This is a genomic window from Paraburkholderia pallida (genome assembly GCF_004524855.1).
Classification (GTDB): domain Bacteria; phylum Pseudomonadota; class Gammaproteobacteria; order Burkholderiales; family Burkholderiaceae; genus Paraburkholderia; species Paraburkholderia oxyphila.
Map to the genome: position 1 here is coordinate 1,858,458 of NZ_CP038149.1, position 14,290 is coordinate 1,872,747.

At 66.2% G+C, this 14,290-nt stretch carries 11 protein-coding genes; 2 read left to right on the forward strand and 9 right to left on the reverse strand.

Annotation, left to right across the window (positions count from 1 at the left end; translation table 11 throughout):
* The first annotated feature begins 107 nt into the window (after positions 1 to 107).
* Positions 108 to 320, forward strand: a complete 213-nt coding sequence (locus tag E1956_RS23480) for a hypothetical protein (RefSeq protein ID WP_134753361.1) — start codon at positions 108 to 110, stop codon at positions 318 to 320.
* Between the two features lie 533 nt (positions 321 to 853).
* A complete protein-coding gene (locus E1956_RS23485; protein ID WP_028220798.1) occupies positions 854 to 1,426 on the forward strand; it encodes a cupin domain-containing protein in 573 nt (190 codons plus the stop codon).
* 70 nt (positions 1,427 to 1,496) lie between these two features.
* On the opposite strand, the gene E1956_RS23490 is transcribed toward E1956_RS23485, so the two are convergent.
* The 9 genes from E1956_RS23490 to E1956_RS23530 are packed head-to-tail and all read right to left on the reverse strand — an operon-like array spanning position 1,497 to position 14,259.
* Positions 1,497 to 4,655: a multidrug efflux RND transporter permease subunit gene (locus E1956_RS23490; protein ID WP_134753363.1), complete on the reverse strand. Its 3,159-nt coding sequence runs from the start codon at positions 4,653 to 4,655 to the stop codon at positions 1,497 to 1,499.
* An 18-nt stretch (positions 4,656 to 4,673) separates the two neighbouring features.
* Positions 4,674 to 5,231, reverse strand: a complete 558-nt coding sequence (locus tag E1956_RS23495) for a GNAT family N-acetyltransferase (RefSeq protein WP_134753365.1) — start codon at positions 5,229 to 5,231, stop codon at positions 4,674 to 4,676.
* Positions 5,219 to 5,764: a GNAT family N-acetyltransferase gene (locus E1956_RS23500; RefSeq protein WP_134753367.1), complete on the reverse strand. Its 546-nt coding sequence runs from the start codon at positions 5,762 to 5,764 to the stop codon at positions 5,219 to 5,221. The genes E1956_RS23495 and E1956_RS23500 overlap by 13 nt, the downstream gene beginning before the upstream one ends.
* A gap of 47 nt (positions 5,765 to 5,811) precedes the next feature.
* Complete coding sequence (locus E1956_RS23505) at positions 5,812 to 7,173, reverse strand: TldD/PmbA family protein (protein WP_134753369.1); 1,362 nt, start codon at positions 7,171 to 7,173, stop codon at positions 5,812 to 5,814.
* A complete protein-coding gene (locus tag E1956_RS23510) occupies positions 7,173 to 8,609 on the reverse strand; it encodes a TldD/PmbA family protein (protein ID WP_134753371.1) in 1,437 nt (478 codons plus the stop codon). The genes E1956_RS23505 and E1956_RS23510 overlap by 1 nt, the downstream gene beginning before the upstream one ends.
* The gene (locus tag E1956_RS23515) at positions 8,606 to 10,246 is read right to left on the reverse strand and encodes an ABC transporter ATP-binding protein (RefSeq protein ID WP_134753373.1); all 1,641 of its coding nucleotides are present in this window, start codon (positions 10,244 to 10,246) and stop codon (positions 8,606 to 8,608) included. Before E1956_RS23515 ends, E1956_RS23510 begins: the two co-directional genes overlap by 4 nt.
* Positions 10,246 to 11,358: an ABC transporter permease gene (locus tag E1956_RS23520; RefSeq protein WP_134753375.1), complete on the reverse strand. Its 1,113-nt coding sequence runs from the start codon at positions 11,356 to 11,358 to the stop codon at positions 10,246 to 10,248. Before E1956_RS23520 ends, E1956_RS23515 begins: the two co-directional genes overlap by 1 nt.
* Positions 11,312 to 12,364 (reverse strand): microcin C ABC transporter permease YejB, encoded by a 1,053-nt coding sequence (locus tag E1956_RS23525; RefSeq protein WP_134753377.1) that lies wholly within the window; start codon positions 12,362 to 12,364, stop codon positions 11,312 to 11,314. The genes E1956_RS23520 and E1956_RS23525 overlap by 47 nt, the downstream gene beginning before the upstream one ends.
* Before the next feature lie 8 nt (positions 12,365 to 12,372).
* Positions 12,373 to 14,259, reverse strand: a complete 1,887-nt coding sequence (locus tag E1956_RS23530; RefSeq protein WP_134753379.1) for an extracellular solute-binding protein — start codon at positions 14,257 to 14,259, stop codon at positions 12,373 to 12,375.
* Between the last annotated feature and the right edge of the window lie 31 nt (positions 14,260 to 14,290).

A 14,290-nucleotide genomic window follows, 5' to 3' on the forward strand; every position in this document is an offset into this window, starting at 1 on the left:
GTTATTACGCGAATCGTGCTCACGAGGCACGTCAAGAATTGGATGGCCGCTTCGCCGTGGAGCCATCCTGCCCGAAAGCGCGCTATTACCAGAACACGGGAAGTGAAATGGAACTCGATGCTGAGACATTCCGGCGATTGCGCCGTCTCGCCCCAGTCCTCGACGACATACTCAACGCCGGGGAAGTCGAGCATGCGGACCAGGCGGTGAATCTCGCGGCACTCGCACAACTATGCGCGACCCTGTGCGACGCTTACTGCTCCATGCACCCTGACGAGACCACGCAAGCCAGCCTGACCGTGCGCGAGCCGCAGAAGTAGCAACTTGCTGTACCCTTGGCGGCCGCCATCAAGGACACTCAACTCATTCGAGCTGTCCCATCCTGCTGGCCTATGACTTTCTTTTCTCGGCCAAATAACTGAGCACAGCGCATATTACAATTAGATATGCGAATTAAAGCACGAAAACATCGTGGCCTGACTGCGTCCCAGGATGGCTGAATTCGGAACCTGATGCGCCCGCGCCACAAGCGACCCGCCTGCTGCCCATATAAAACAAATGGTGATTATTAGCCAGTCATTGAATAGTGTTATGCTGCGACCTGCAGTTTGTCGTTCATGGACGCCGAACCTGGCCCATGATCGCAGTTCCACACGCGATAATTAGAATCGAATCCTCAGGGACATCTGGCGTTTCGCAGTGACCTTCCACACTGCAAGCCGCGAGATGCCTGAATGAGGCATCCACGGATATCAGCAGCCATTGGGCATCCAATGAATCGCGCCATGTGCCGGTGCTTTGGCTGGCATGAGATCCGGGTCAAAGCACATTCATCAGACAACACAGTTCCGCCATGGTTTCGAAAGCCGTCGAATCACAAAACGTCGTCTCCGTAGGCAGCAAGATTCGCGGACTGCGTCAGCGGCAAGGCCGCACACTGGATGACATCGCCACGGCGGCGCAGCTCTCCAAACCCTTTCTCTCCCAGGTCGAGCGAGATCTTGCGAGTCCCTCGATCACATCGCTCGTGAGCATCGCCAAGGCGCTCGGCGTGCCGGTCAGCTATTTCGTCGATGCGCCCACCGAAGCGGGTTGCGTATGCCGCGGCCAGGATCTCAAGTTCTTTGGCTTCGCCGACTCGGCCAACCTCTATGCGCGCCTCACCAACCCAACCGGCGGCCGCCAGCTCGAGGCCATTCTCGTGCGTATGCCGCCCGGCAAGCGCGACAGCGAAGTCACCACGCACGCCGGCGAGGAATTCCTGCACGTGCTTTCGGGCGAAGTGACGCTCACGCTCGAAGGCCAGTCGTTCGTGGTTCGCGCGGGGGACAGCGCACACTACGAATCGACCGTGCCGCACGCCTGGAGCAACACGTCGGATCAGGAAACCGTGCTCGTCTGGGTGGGTACGCCGCGTATCTTCTGAAGCCGCGCTGCCCACCGTTGCGGTGTGGCAGCTTCAGGGCCAATTTCACTGGCAGCGCTTCCAGCACGTTTCAAAGCGCTTGCGTTTCACTGTCTTCCACCGTTTGCGGCAAGCCGTGCTCACGACGGCGCGGCAACGCGCGTCCCACACCCTTCGCACGCGTGCGCGAAACCACCGTGTAATAGAGCACGGGCGTGAACACGAGCCCGAGCAGCGTAGCTGCGATAACGCCGCCGAACACCCCCGTGCCGATCGAGTGCCGGCTCTCCGCACCGCCGCCCTGTGAGATCACGAGTGGAAGGACACCGAGCAGAAACGCCGCCGAGGTCATCACGATAGGCCGCAGGCGCTCGCCGCTCGCGCCCACCACCGCCGCGCCGAGCGGCACGCCACGCGCAACGCGCACGTTCGCGGCCTGCACGATCAGGATGGCGTTCTTCGCCGCGAGGCCGATCACGGTCACCATCCCCACCTTGAAATAGATGTCGTTGGGCAGCCCGCGCAACAGCATCGCGCTCACCGCGCCCACCGCGCCGAGCGGCACGACCAGCAGCACCGAGAGCGGCGTGATCCAGCTCTCATAGAGCGCCGCGAGCACCATGAACACCGCGAGCAGCGCGAGGCCGAGCAGGAGCGGCGTCTGGCGCGCGGCCTGCACTTCTTCGAACGCGGCGTCGGTCCATTCGCCGGACACGCCATCGGGCAGCGCGAGTGCGAGCCGCTCCATTTCCGCCATCGCTTCGCCCGAGCTATGGCCCGGCGCTGCGCGCCCCGTCACGTCGAGCGAGGGATAGCCGTTGTAGCGGCTCAGCATCACGGGGCCGAGCGTCCAGTGCGTGGCCGCGATCGACGACATCGCCACGGTGCCGCCCGCCGAATTCTGCACCGGCAGCTCGAGCAACTGGCTGTCGCTCATGCGCGTAGGTGCGTCGGCGGCAACGATGACGCGACGCATGCGGCCACCCGCCGGAAAGTCGTTGACGTAGTTCGAGCCGAACGTGCTGCCCAGCACGTCCGCGATGCGGTCGAACGAGACGCCGTACGCGTAGGCCTTGTTGCGGTCGACGTCGAGCTCCACGCGCGGCGCGTCGGGCAGGTCCTCCGAATGGACCTGCGCCACCACGCGGCTCTTGCCCGCAGCGTCGATCAGCTGGTCGCGCGCGGCTTTCAGCGCGTCCATCCCCGCGCCGCCGCGATCCTCCAGCCGGTACGTGAAACCCTCGGCGTGCCCGATGCCCGGCACTGCCGAAGGCAGCGTGGCCTGCACATCGCCGTCGAGGATTGTCGCGAACTGCTCGTTGAGCGCGTCGCGCAGCGTCTGCGCGTCTTTTTCCTCCTTGCCGCGCTGGCCCCATGGCTTGAGCTCGACGAACGCCATCGCCACGTTCTGGCCGCTGCCCGCGAAGCTCCAGCCCACCACGCTCGTCACGTTGCCCACCGCCTGCTGCTTGCCGAGGATCGCCTCCACGCGCTTGACCACGTCGAACGTGCGCGCCTGGGTGGCGCCCGCGGGCAACTGGATCATCACCTGCAGCTGACCTTCGTCCTCGCTCGGCAGGAAGCCCTGCGGCAGCTTCCAGTAAAGCAGCGCCCCGACTGCGCACAGGAGCGCGTAGATCGCCAGCAAGCGCGGGCCGCGCCGCAGCAGCGCGGCCACGAGTGCGCGATAGCCGCGCGAGGCCCGCGCCGCTTGCGCGGCAAGGCCGCGCTCCGGCCTGCGCACAGGCTTCGGCATCCTGAGCAAGTTGGCGCACAGGGCCGGCGTCAGCGAGAGCGCCATGAACGACGAGACGAGCATGGACGCGATCATCGCCACCGCGAACTGCCGGTAGATGCCGCCCACGTTGCCGTTGAAGAACAGCATCGGCACGAACACGGCCGTAAGCACGGCCGTCACGCCGACGATCGCGCCGCCGATGCGCTTCATCGCGGCGCGTGTGGCCTCGCGCGGCGGGAGACCGCGCTCATGCATCACGCGGTGCACGCTCTCCACCACGACGATGGCATCGTCCACGAGGATGCCGATCGCGAGCACGAGCCCGAACATCGTGAACACGTTGATCGACATTCCGCCCGCGTAGAGCGCGAGAAACGCGCCCATGAGCGTGACGGGAATCACCACGGTGGGCACGAGCGTTGAACGCAGGTCGCGCAGGAACAGCCACATCACGGCGAACACGAGCACCACGGCTTCGATGAGCGTGATCACCACTTCGTGGATCGCCACGCGCACGAAGTACGCGGTATCGAACGGGATCTCGATCGCCATGCCCGGCGGCAGGTGCTTCGAGAGCGCCGCGAGCCGTGTGCGGATCGCGTTCGACGTTTCGAGCGCGTTGCCGCGCGGGCCCAGCTGAATGCCCACCGTCGCCGCGGGGCGGCCGTTCAGCCGCGAGTAGAAGGAATAATCGGCGCGGCCGAGCTCCACGCGCGCGATGTCGCTCAGCCGCACGAGCGAGCCGTCCGTCTTCGCCTTCAGCACGATCTCCCCGAATTCCTCGGGCGTGTCGAGCTGCCCCTTCACGCTCACCGACTCGGTGGTTTGCTGCCCGTTCACGAACGGCGCGTTGCCGAGCGTGCCCGCCGTCACCGGCGCGTTCTGCGCGGAGATGGCCAGGTTGACTTCGGCGGCCGTGAGACCGTATTCGCGCAGCTTCACGGGATCGAGCCAGATGCGCATGGCCTCGTCGGAGTCCCAGAGCTCCGCCGCGCCCACGCCCGGCGCGCGCTTGAGGTCGCGCAGGATGAAGCGGTTCAGGTAGTCGCTCAGTTGCGCCGAATCGCGCGTGCCGTCGGTGGAGGTCAGCGCGACGAGCATCAAGAAGGTGTTGGCGGCCTTCTCCACGTCGATGCCCTGCTGCACGACCGGCTGCGGCAGCCGCGCCTCCACCTGCTTGAGCCGGTTCTGCACATCCACGAGCGCGATGTCGGGATTGCTGTCCGGGGCAAAGGTCACGTCGATTTCGAGGTTGCCGAGCGCGTCGCTGGTCGTTTCGTAGTACTGCAGACCTTCGATGCCATCGAGGCTCTCCTCGATCACGCTCGCCACATTCGCGTCCACCTCTTCCGGCGACGCGCCCGGATACTGCGTGTAGATCACGATGCGCGGCGGCGAGAGCCGCGGATACTGCGCGACCGGCAGCATGGGAATCGCGAGCACGCCCGCGACCATCACGGCGAGCGCGATGACCCACGCGAAGACTGGCCTGTCGATGAAGAAGAAGGGCACGCGCTTGTCGGTCCGCGGTTACGAGGTTGATGGATACGCGAACGGCGGGGCGTCCGCGTAGCGCGCCATGTGGAGCGTATCGGCGAGCAGGCCGTCGCGCATGGCGGCGCCGCGCGAGCGCCCTTCCACCACGAAGCCGAACTTGCGATAGAGCGCGATCGCCGCTGCGTTGTCGGCGAAGACTTCGAGCTCGAGGCGGCGCAGGCCCAGCGAATGGTCCGCGCACTCGACCATCGCCGCCATCAACGCGCTGCCCACGCCGCGCCGCTGATAGGCGTCGTGCACGGCGAAACCCAGCGACGCGCAGTGCGAACGGCGCGGCTTCGCGACCGCGAGATGCGATTGGCCGACGACGCGGCCATCGATTTCAGCACAGATCGTGATGCAGCCCGGCGGCCGGCTATCGTGCCATGTGCGCAAGGATTCGGGCGTGCGCCAGCCGCTCAGGAGCGTGCCGTGGCGCACGCCTGGCTGATTCATCATGTCGACGAGCGCGTCGAAATCGGACGGCTCGGAAGTACGCACGCGAATAGCGCCGGCAGACGTGGACGTGGGCGATGAAGTCATGTCGTGCATGGGCTGCACTCCTGAGCGAATGGCAGCGCCTCGCGCAGGCGCGCCATCAGGAAAGCGTCGATGAGCACGCCTTCGCGCAACACGGTGCCGCGAAAGCGCGCCTCGACTTCGAAACCGCTTTGGCGATAGAGCGCGATCGCGGGGGCGTTGTCGGTGAAGACATGAAGCTCGAGCCGGCGCAGGCCGAGCCAGTTGTCGGCGAAATCGAGAATCTGCCTCATCAGGTGGGCGCCGATGCCGCGCCGCTGCCAGCCGTCATGCACGCTGATGCCGATCTGGCCCACGTGCGCGCGACGCAGCTTCTGAGGGTGCAGCTCGGCCTCGCCAACCATCGTCTCGCCCACCCACGCACCGATGGCGAGCGCGGGCGACAAGACACCGGCGATCCACTCGCGCGTCTCTCCAACCGAGCTGTACGGTGCGTCCGCATTGCCGCGCACGATCGACGGGCCATGCTGCAGCGCATGGAACGCTTCGGCATCGCCGGGGCGCAGTGCGCGCACAACGAGCCCTTCGGGTAACCTCGACTGCATGGTTGTTTCCTTCTTGTTCTTCGAGTCGCCGGGCGTGGACTGGCGGGCTACAGCGTCAGTTCGAACGACCTCACCAGCACCCCAGGCAGTTTCATGCCGCCCGTCGCGCGCTGGCCCCATGTGTCGTCGGAGAGGCGCAGCTCGGGCTGCGCGCCCAGGCGCTCGAGCCGCTCGCCCAGCAGGCCGTACAGGCTGTCGTCGAAGCGCATGGCATCCACCGGCGCGACGATGCGGCCCTCTTCCACCCAGAACGTGGCGAAACGCGTCATGCCGGTCAGGCGGCAGCTCATGCGGTCCGAGAAGTTCACGTACCACAGGTTGCCCACATAGAGCCCGGTGCCGAGCGCCGCGAGGACGTCCTCCTCCGCGAGATCGCCGCCCGCCATCGCAAGCGACGCAGGCGCCTCGTTCGCGAGCGCACCGTTGGGCGTCAGGCCGTACTCGCGGGCCGTGCGGGCGTTCGTCAGTTGCGCGACGCTGCGCCCCTCGCGCACGAGCGGCACGCTCGCGCGCAGATAGCCGTCGTCGTTGAAGGCGGGCGTGATGCCGAGCTCCAGATCCTCCGCAATCGAGACGCGCGCGTCCAGCGCGACCTCGCCGCCATGCAACCGATGAAGCGGGCTCTGCGCAGTCGCGTGCGCGCGCGCCGAGAAGCCGCCCCACGCGGTCACGCCCAGCAGCTCTTCGAGCGCCGCTGGCGCGAGCCACGCGCGATACTGGCCCGGACCCAGCGCACGCGGCGCGAGCGCGAGCACCGGCAAGCGCGCCGCCGCCTCCTGCACCTTGCGGGCGAACACTGCGTCGTCCCAGTTCTCGCCCGCGTAGCTCGTCTTGATCGCGCGGCCGCCCGGATGATAGAGCGACCAGCTGAAGCAGAAATTCTCGACTTCGTACCAGCCGCGGCTGCCGCCGCTCGACGCGAAGCCGCGCGAGACCGATCCGCCCGCGTAGAAGCCCACGAAATCGAGCCCGCGCGCGCATTCGGCCACCACGTGCACGAGCGCGTGGGGATCGCGCAAGCGCCCCGCGCGGCGCGTGGTGCGCTGCCATGACGTGGTGTCGTAGAGCAAGTGCGGATCGTCGGGTGCGTCGCGCAGGCCGGCGCGCAGCGTCTGCAGCGCTGCGCTCACCTCGCGCAGGTCCTGCCCGGCGTTGCCGCAGATGTCGAGCGTGGAATACGCCTGGCGCGCACCGTCGATCAGGCGCAGCGTGAGCCGCCCCTGCGAGACCTGGCCGGTCTGCCGGACCTTGCCGCCATTGAAGCGGATGAAATCCGACTGCTCGCCCGCGAACGACGTGAGCGCCGTTTCGCCCTCGACCAACAGCGCGTCGATCTCGCCCGCAAGCATCATGAAATGCGTATGCCAGTCCACGCTCGCGCGCTCACTCGGGAAAAGTCTGTCGCTCATCAGGCGCCTCCGAACACGTCGACGTTGCTGAATACGCACGCGGGCGACGCGTGCCCGACGCGGATCACCTGCGCGGGCTCCCCCTTGCCGCAATACGGCGTGCCGTAGACCTCGCGCGTGCTCGCGTCGCCCACCGCAGCGAGGCTGCGCCAGAAGCTCGCCGAAATGCCGCGATAGTTGGGGCGCTTCACGACCTGCGTGAGCTTGCCGTTCTCGATGAGCCGGCCGTATTCGCAGCCGAACTGGAACTTGTTGCGATGGTCGTCGATCGACCACGAGGTATTCGAAGTCATCAGGATGCCGCTCTCGATGTTGGCGATCATCGCCTCGAGCGTTTGCGAGCCCGGCTCGATATTCAGGTTCGCCATGCGGTCGATGGGCGGGCGATTCCAGTTGGCCGCGCGCGAGTTCGCCACGCCGGGCAGCCCCGCGCGCTGCTGCGAGAGCGCCCCGCCCAGCGGCCGTTCGAGCCGGCCGTTGCGGATCAGGTATTGCTTGGTCGCCGCGCTGCCGTCGTCGTCGAATGCGTAGGTGGCCGCTTCTTCGCGCAGCTCGGGATCGAACGTCACGTTCAGCAGCTCCGAGCCGTACTGGTAGCTGCCGAACATCTCCGCCTTCACGAAGCTCCAGCCCGCGAAGTTGCGCTCGTCGCCGAGAATGCGGTCCAGTTCGAGCGGGTGCCCGATCGACTCATGGATCTGCAGCATCATCTGGTCCGGCATCAGCAGCAGATCGCGCTTGCCCGACGGGCAGTTTGGCGCCGCGAGCAGTTGCAGCGCCTCGTCGGCCACGCGCGCGCCCGCGCTTTCGAAGCCGTGGCGCGCGAGGATCTCCATGCCGCCCTGGGCGAGCGCGCCATGGTCGCCCGCGAGCGTGCGCACCTGCGTGTCGCCGTCGGCGTGCGCGGCCACGCTCAGGCCCGGCATCAGGTAGCGAAAGCGCTGCTCGATGCGCACGCCATCGCACGTGAGGTAGAGCTGGTCCGCGTGCGCGACGTGCATGCTCGCCACGCGCTCGACGATACGCGCATCGAGGTTCGCGGCCGCGCATTGCTGCGCGAGGCGCTCCAGCCATTCGCCGCGCGTGGGCAGCGGCGTTTCCAGGTTCGGCGAGGCATAGCTGCCGCTCGCCGCGGGCCGGGCAAGCTCGCGATGGTCGATCAGCGAGAAGTGTGCGCTGGCCTGCGCCCGCGCCGTGGCGATGTCGAGCGCACGCTGCAGCCCCGCTGCGCTCAAGTCGGCCGTGGCGGCGTAGCCCGCACCCGCGCCGGCCCACGCGGTCACCATGGCGCCACGCTCGCGCACGGCGTGCAAAGGCTGCACGACGTCGTTGCGCACGGCGTGGTTCTCGATATGCTCGTCCACGATGCGCAGCGACCAGAAGTCGGCGCCGCTCTTTAGCGCCTGTGCGGCCTGCGCCCAGCGTTCATCGATCATGCGAACTTCTCCTTGAGGTCCGGCGGCTGTGGCGGCTCCTGCAGCATCGAGGAAGCCAGCAGCGACTGCGTATAAGGATGCGACGGCGCATGCAGCACGTCGAGCGTTTCCCCCTGCTCGACGATGCGGCCCGCTTTCATCACGATCACCCGGTGCGCCATCGCGCGCATCACGGCCAGATCGTGCGTGATAAACAAATAACTCAGCTTGTACTTCTTTTGCAAGTTCGTGAGCAGCGCGAGCACCTGCTTCTGGATCGAGACGTCGAGCGCGCTGGTGGGCTCGTCGAGCACCATCAGCTCGGGCTCGACCGCGAGCGCGCGCGCAATGGCGATGCGCTGGCGCTGCCCGCCCGAGAATTCGTGCGGATAGCGCTGCAGCGAATCGGCCGGCAGCCCTACTTCCTCGAGCAGCGAGGCGATGCGCGTGCGCCGCGCCGGCCCTTCGATATCGGGGCGATGCACGGCCAGCCCCTCGCCCACGATCTGCTCGATCGTCATGCGCGGCGAGAGCGAGCCGAACGGATCCTGAAACACCACCTGGAGGCGCGAATACAGCTCGCGCCGCGCGCGCGCCGTGCGCTGCTCCGAGAGCGGGATGCCGTCAATGCGGATCTCGCCCGCCGCCGCCCCCTGCAGGCCGAGCACCGTGGCCGCGAGCGTCGACTTGCCCGAGCCCGATTCGCCGACGATACCGAGCGTTTCGCCGCGACGCAAGCTCAGGTCCGCTTCGTGCACGGCCCGAAACGTTGCGCTGCCAAACACCGAGCGCCAGCCCTTGGCCGCCGTCCGGTAGTCCACGGCCAGACCCTTCACTTCGAGAATGGGGGGCGCGCCGGCTTCGATTGCCGCCACCTCGCGGCTCGGCTCGCTGTCGAGCAGGCGCTGCGTATAAGGGTGCTGCGGGCTCGAGAACAGCGCCTCGGTCGTATTCGTCTCCACGAGCACGCCCTTCTCCATCACCGCCACGCGCTGCGCGAAGCGCCGCACGAGGTTCAGGTCGTGCGTGATGAGCAGCACGGCCATGCCGCGCTCGGCCGCCTCCTGCTCCTGCAACTCGATCAGCAGGTCGACGATCTGCTGGCGCACGGTCACGTCAAGCGCCGTGGTGGGCTCATCGGCGAGCAACAGACGCGGGCGACACGCGAGCGCCATCGCGATCATCGCGCGCTGGCGCTGGCCGCCTGAAAGCTGGTGGGGGAAGCTGTCGATGCGGCGCTCGGGCTCGGGAATGCCGGTGCGCCGCAACAGCTCGATGCCGCGCTCGCGCGCCGCGCCCGCGCTCAGCCCCTCATGCAGGCGCAGGCTTTCCGCGATCTGCTTGCCCACCGTATACAGCGGATTGAGCGCCGTCATGGGCTCCTGGAACACCATGGCGATATCGGCACCGCGTATGCCGCGCATCTGCTGCTCGGTCTTTTTCAGCAGATCCTCGCCATTGAACAGCATGCGCCCCGACAGCTCGGCATGGTCGACGAGGCCGAGGATCGATAGCGCCGTCACGCTCTTGCCCGAGCCCGATTCCCCCACGAGCGCCACGCGCTCGCCGCGTGCGATCGAAAGGCTCAGTTCGCGCACGGCCACCTTCTCGCCAAAGCGCACGCCAAAGCGGTCGATTTCCAGCAAAGGACGATTCATCACTTGCCTCCGCCGAATGCCGAGCCTTTGCGGCGCGTGTCGAGAGCGTTACGCAGCGCGTCGCCCATGAAAGTCAGCAGCAGCAGCGTGATCACGAGCGCCGCGAAAGCCGAAAGCGAAATCCACCACGCTTCGAGATTGTTCTTGCCCTCCTGCAGCAATTCGCCCAGGCTCGGCGTGGGCGGCGGCACGCCCAGCCCGAGAAAGTCGAGACTCGTGAGCGAAAGAATCGCCGCGCTCATGCGGAACGGCAGGAACGTGATGACCGGCGTGAGGCTGTTGGGCAGCACGTGGCGCCACATGATCTGCCAGTTCGAGAGACCCATGGTGCGCGCGGCCTTCACGTAATCGAGCGAGCGGTTGCGCAGGAACTCGGCGCGCACGTAGTCGGAAAGCACGAGCCAGCCGAACATCGAAAGCAGGATGAAGAGCAGCCATAGCGTGGGCTCGAAAATCGACGCGAAGATGATGAGCAGATACAGGTCCGGCATCGAGCTCCAGATTTCGATGATGCGCTGGCCGATCAGATCCGTTCGTCCTCCATAGAAACCTTGCACCGCACCCGTGAGCACGCCCAGCGCGACGCCCGAGACCGTGAGCGCGAGCGCCATCAGCACCGAGAGCCGGAAGCCATAGAGCAGGCGCGAGAGCACGTCGCGGCCGAACTGGTCGGTGCCGAGCCAGTTGCTGGCCGAGGGCGCGGAGGGATACGGCTGCGCCGCGAAGTAATCGATCGTGTCGTAATGGAAATGATTGGGCGGATAGACCGCGAAGTTGCCGTTCGACTCGAGCCGCTGCCTGATATACGGATCGAGATAATTGGTCTTCGCGGGGAAGTCGCCGCCGAAGATCGTCTCCGGGTAGTCCTTCACGATCGGGAAGTAGTAGTGCCCTTCGTAGCGCACCACGAGCGGCCGGTCGTTGGCGAGCACCTCGCCGAACAGGCTGATCGCGAACAGCGTGGCGAAGATGACGAGACTCCAGAAGCCGAGCGGCTGCGCGCGAAAGCGCTGCCATGTGCGCCGCCACGGCGAAACCGACGGCGCATGCGCTACGGCTGCGGACTCAGCGGTCCAGGCGGTGGAACTGGATGCGGGGGTCGACGAGGACATAGCAGACGTCAGCAATGAGTTTGGTGATGAGGCCGATCAGCGTGAACAAGAACAGCGAGCCGAGCACGACGGGGTAATCGCGGCGGATCACCGAGTCGTACGAGAGCTGCCCCATGCCGTTCAGGGAAAACAGCGTTTCGATCAGCAGGTTGCCGTTCAGGAATGCGCCCACGAACGCGGCCGGCAGGCCCGTGACGAGTGGAATCGCGGCGTTGCGCAGCACGTGCTTCCAGAGGACGTCGCGCTCGGGCGCGCCTTTCGCGCGCGCCGTGAGCACATACTGGCGGCCGATTTCCTCGAGGAAGGTGTTCTTCGTCAGGATCGTGACGATCGCGAAGTTGCCCACCACGGAAGCCGTCACCGGCAAGACGATGTGCCAGAGGTAGTCGAACAGCTTGCCCGTGAGGCTCAGGTCGGCGAAGTTATCGGACGTGAGGCCGCGCATCGGGAACACCTGCCAGAACGTGCCGCCGCCGAACAGCATCAGGAGCAGCACGCCCAGCACGAAGCCCGGCACCGCGTAGCCGGCGAGCACGAGCACGCTGGTCACCGTGTCGAAGCGCGAGCCGTTGCGCACCGCCTTCGCAATGCCGAGCGGCACCGATATCAGGTAGGTGAGCAACACCGTCCACAAGCCGAGCGTGATGGAGACCGGCAGCCGCGAGCGGATCACGTTCCAGACGCTGTCGTGCTGGTAGTACGACTGGCCCAGATCGAAGCTCGCGTAATTCTTCAGCATGACGAAGTAGCGCGTGAGCGGCGGCTTGTCGAAACCGAACTGCTTCTTGATCTGCTCGATCTGCTGCGGGTCCACGCCCTGGCTGCCGTGATAGCCGCCACCGCCCGAGCCGCCCTCGCCGCCGTGCGCGTTGCCATGGCGCAGTTGCGCCATGATCTGCTCGACCGGGCCGCCCGGCACGAACTGCGTCACGACGAACGTGAGCGTGACGACGCCAATCAAGGTGGGCACCATCAGCAACAATCGTCGGAAAATATAGGCAAACATGGTGCTCCTCAGTGGGCGGACGCCTGCGCAGCCGGGGTGGGTTGCGCCGATGCGGGCTTGCGATACCAGTAGTCGATGGTCCAGTCCTCGGCCCCGTACGTAACCGGGATGGTCTTCGGGTAGGCGAAGGTGGTCTTGTAGGCGATGCGCGCGTTCGGTGCGTAGTACTCGGGCACGAGGTAATACTCGTTCATCAACACCCGGTCGAGCGCACGCGTGGCCGCTTCGAGATCGTCGAGCGTGTTCGCCGCCTGGACCGCCGCCACGAGCGCGTCCACGGCCTTCGAACGCACGCCCGGATAGTTCTCCGAGCCCACCTGCGACGCCGCAGCCGTGCCGAAACGGCGCTCGAGTTCCGCGCCCGGAATCGTCACCGGGCTGTAGAGCCAGGTGGTCATGTCGTACTCGAAGTTGTCGAGCCGCTTCTGGTACAACGCACTGTCGATCTCGCGCAGGTGCGCGTTGATGCCGAGCGTGGCGAGCGCTTGCGTATAAGGCAGGATCACGCGGTCCATGCCCGGCTGGTCGTCGAGGATCTCGATCGTCATGGGCTCGTCTTGCGCATTGCGCAGCGCGCCGTCGCGATAGTGCCAGCCGGCCTGCGCGAGCAGATCGCGCGCCTCGCGCAAGTTGCCGCGCAGCGAATCGGGCGGCAACGTGCCCGGCTGCTCGAGCATCGGCCCGAATACCGCGGACGGCAGGCTCGCACGGTACGGGGCGAGCAACTGCAGCTCCTTGTCGCCCGGTGTGCCCGTGGCCTGGAACGGGCTCTGCTCGAAATAGCTATGCAGGCGCACGTACTGGCCGTAGAACATCATGCGGTTCATCCAGTCGTAGTCGAACGCCAGCGACAGCGCGTGGCGCACGCGTACGTCCTCGAACATCGGCTTGCGCAAGTTGAAGAGCATGCCCTGCATCTGTGCCGGGCCGTCCGCGAAATCGCCCTTCCTGAGCATGCCGTTGCGGAAGTTCTTGCCCACGTACTTGCGCGCCCACTGGGTCGCGCTGTATTCCACGTGTATGTCGTCGTCGCCGGCCTTGAAGGCTTCGAGCTGCGTGTACAGGTCGACGTAGAGCTTGAACGTGATGTGCTCGAAACGGTACATGCCGCGCCGCGTTGGCAGATTCGCGGCCCAGTAGTCGGGGTTGCGGCGATACGCGATCTGCTTGTCGTTCTTGCGCCCGTCAATCAGATACGCGCCGCTCGCAATGGGCGGCACGTTCGAGAGCTGGTCGAAGGGGATCGTCGTGCCGTCCGCGCGCCGCGCCCATTTGGGCGAGAACACCGGCAAATCGCCCGCGATGAGCGGCGCGTCGCGCTCGGCCCGGCGGAACTCGAAGCGAATCGTCTGCCGGTCCACCACGACCGCGCGCTTGATGACCGAGAACTGCGCATTGAAGAGCGGCGAGGCTTGCGGGCTCGTCAGGGTATCGAACGAATACTTGACGTCGGCGGCCGTGATCGGATCGCCGTTGGAAAAGCGCGCGGCCGGGTTGATATGGAACGTGGCCGACGCCTGGTCGGGCGCCACCTCGACATTGTCCGCGATCAGCGGGTATTCGGACGCGAGCTCGTCCCAGCTGCGCTGCATGAGCGTGTCGAACATCAGGTTCTGGATGTCCGGCGCCGCCGTGCCGCGCACGAGAAACGGATTCAATGAATCGTAGCTCGTGAACTGATTGTAGTTCTGGAAAATCAGCGTGCCGTTGGCTGGCGCGTCGTGGTCCGCATAGTCGAAATGCGTGAAGCCGGGTGGATACTTCGGCTGGTCGTACTGCGCGAGCGCCGTCGCGGCGAGGGCCGGCGTCTGGGCCGCCGCGAGCGTGCCGATGGCAACGGCCAGTGCGGGCGCTACGAGCGAGCATCGCAACAACCTCAACTTCTTCAATCTCATTGTCAGTCTGCTTGAGGACGCGCGCCGGCGT

What these genes read in the sequence shown, in the direction of transcription:
- E1956_RS23510 (WP_134753371.1), bottom strand. Translation starts at nt 8,609, where the DNA reads ATGATCGATGAACGCTGGGCGCAGGCCGCACAGGCGCTAAAGAGCGGC.
- E1956_RS23500 (WP_134753367.1), bottom strand. Translation starts at nt 5,764, where the DNA reads ATGCAGTCGAGGTTACCCGAAGGGCTCGTTGTGCGCGCACTGCGCCCC.
- E1956_RS23530 (WP_134753379.1), bottom strand. Translation starts at nt 14,259, where the DNA reads ATGAGATTGAAGAAGTTGAGGTTGTTGCGATGCTCGCTCGTAGCGCCC.
- E1956_RS23515 (WP_134753373.1), bottom strand. Translation starts at nt 10,246, where the DNA reads ATGAATCGTCCTTTGCTGGAAATCGACCGCTTTGGCGTGCGCTTTGGC.
- E1956_RS23505 (WP_134753369.1), bottom strand. Translation starts at nt 7,173, where the DNA reads ATGAGCGACAGACTTTTCCCGAGTGAGCGCGCGAGCGTGGACTGGCAT.
- E1956_RS23485 (WP_028220798.1), top strand. Translation starts at nt 854, where the DNA reads ATGGTTTCGAAAGCCGTCGAATCACAAAACGTCGTCTCCGTAGGCAGC.
- E1956_RS23480 (WP_134753361.1), top strand. Translation starts at nt 108, where the DNA reads ATGGAACTCGATGCTGAGACATTCCGGCGATTGCGCCGTCTCGCCCCA.
- E1956_RS23495 (WP_134753365.1), bottom strand. Translation starts at nt 5,231, where the DNA reads ATGCACGACATGACTTCATCGCCCACGTCCACGTCTGCCGGCGCTATT.
- E1956_RS23525 (WP_134753377.1), bottom strand. Translation starts at nt 12,364, where the DNA reads ATGTTTGCCTATATTTTCCGACGATTGTTGCTGATGGTGCCCACCTTG.
- E1956_RS23520 (WP_134753375.1), bottom strand. Translation starts at nt 11,358, where the DNA reads ATGTCCTCGTCGACCCCCGCATCCAGTTCCACCGCCTGGACCGCTGAG.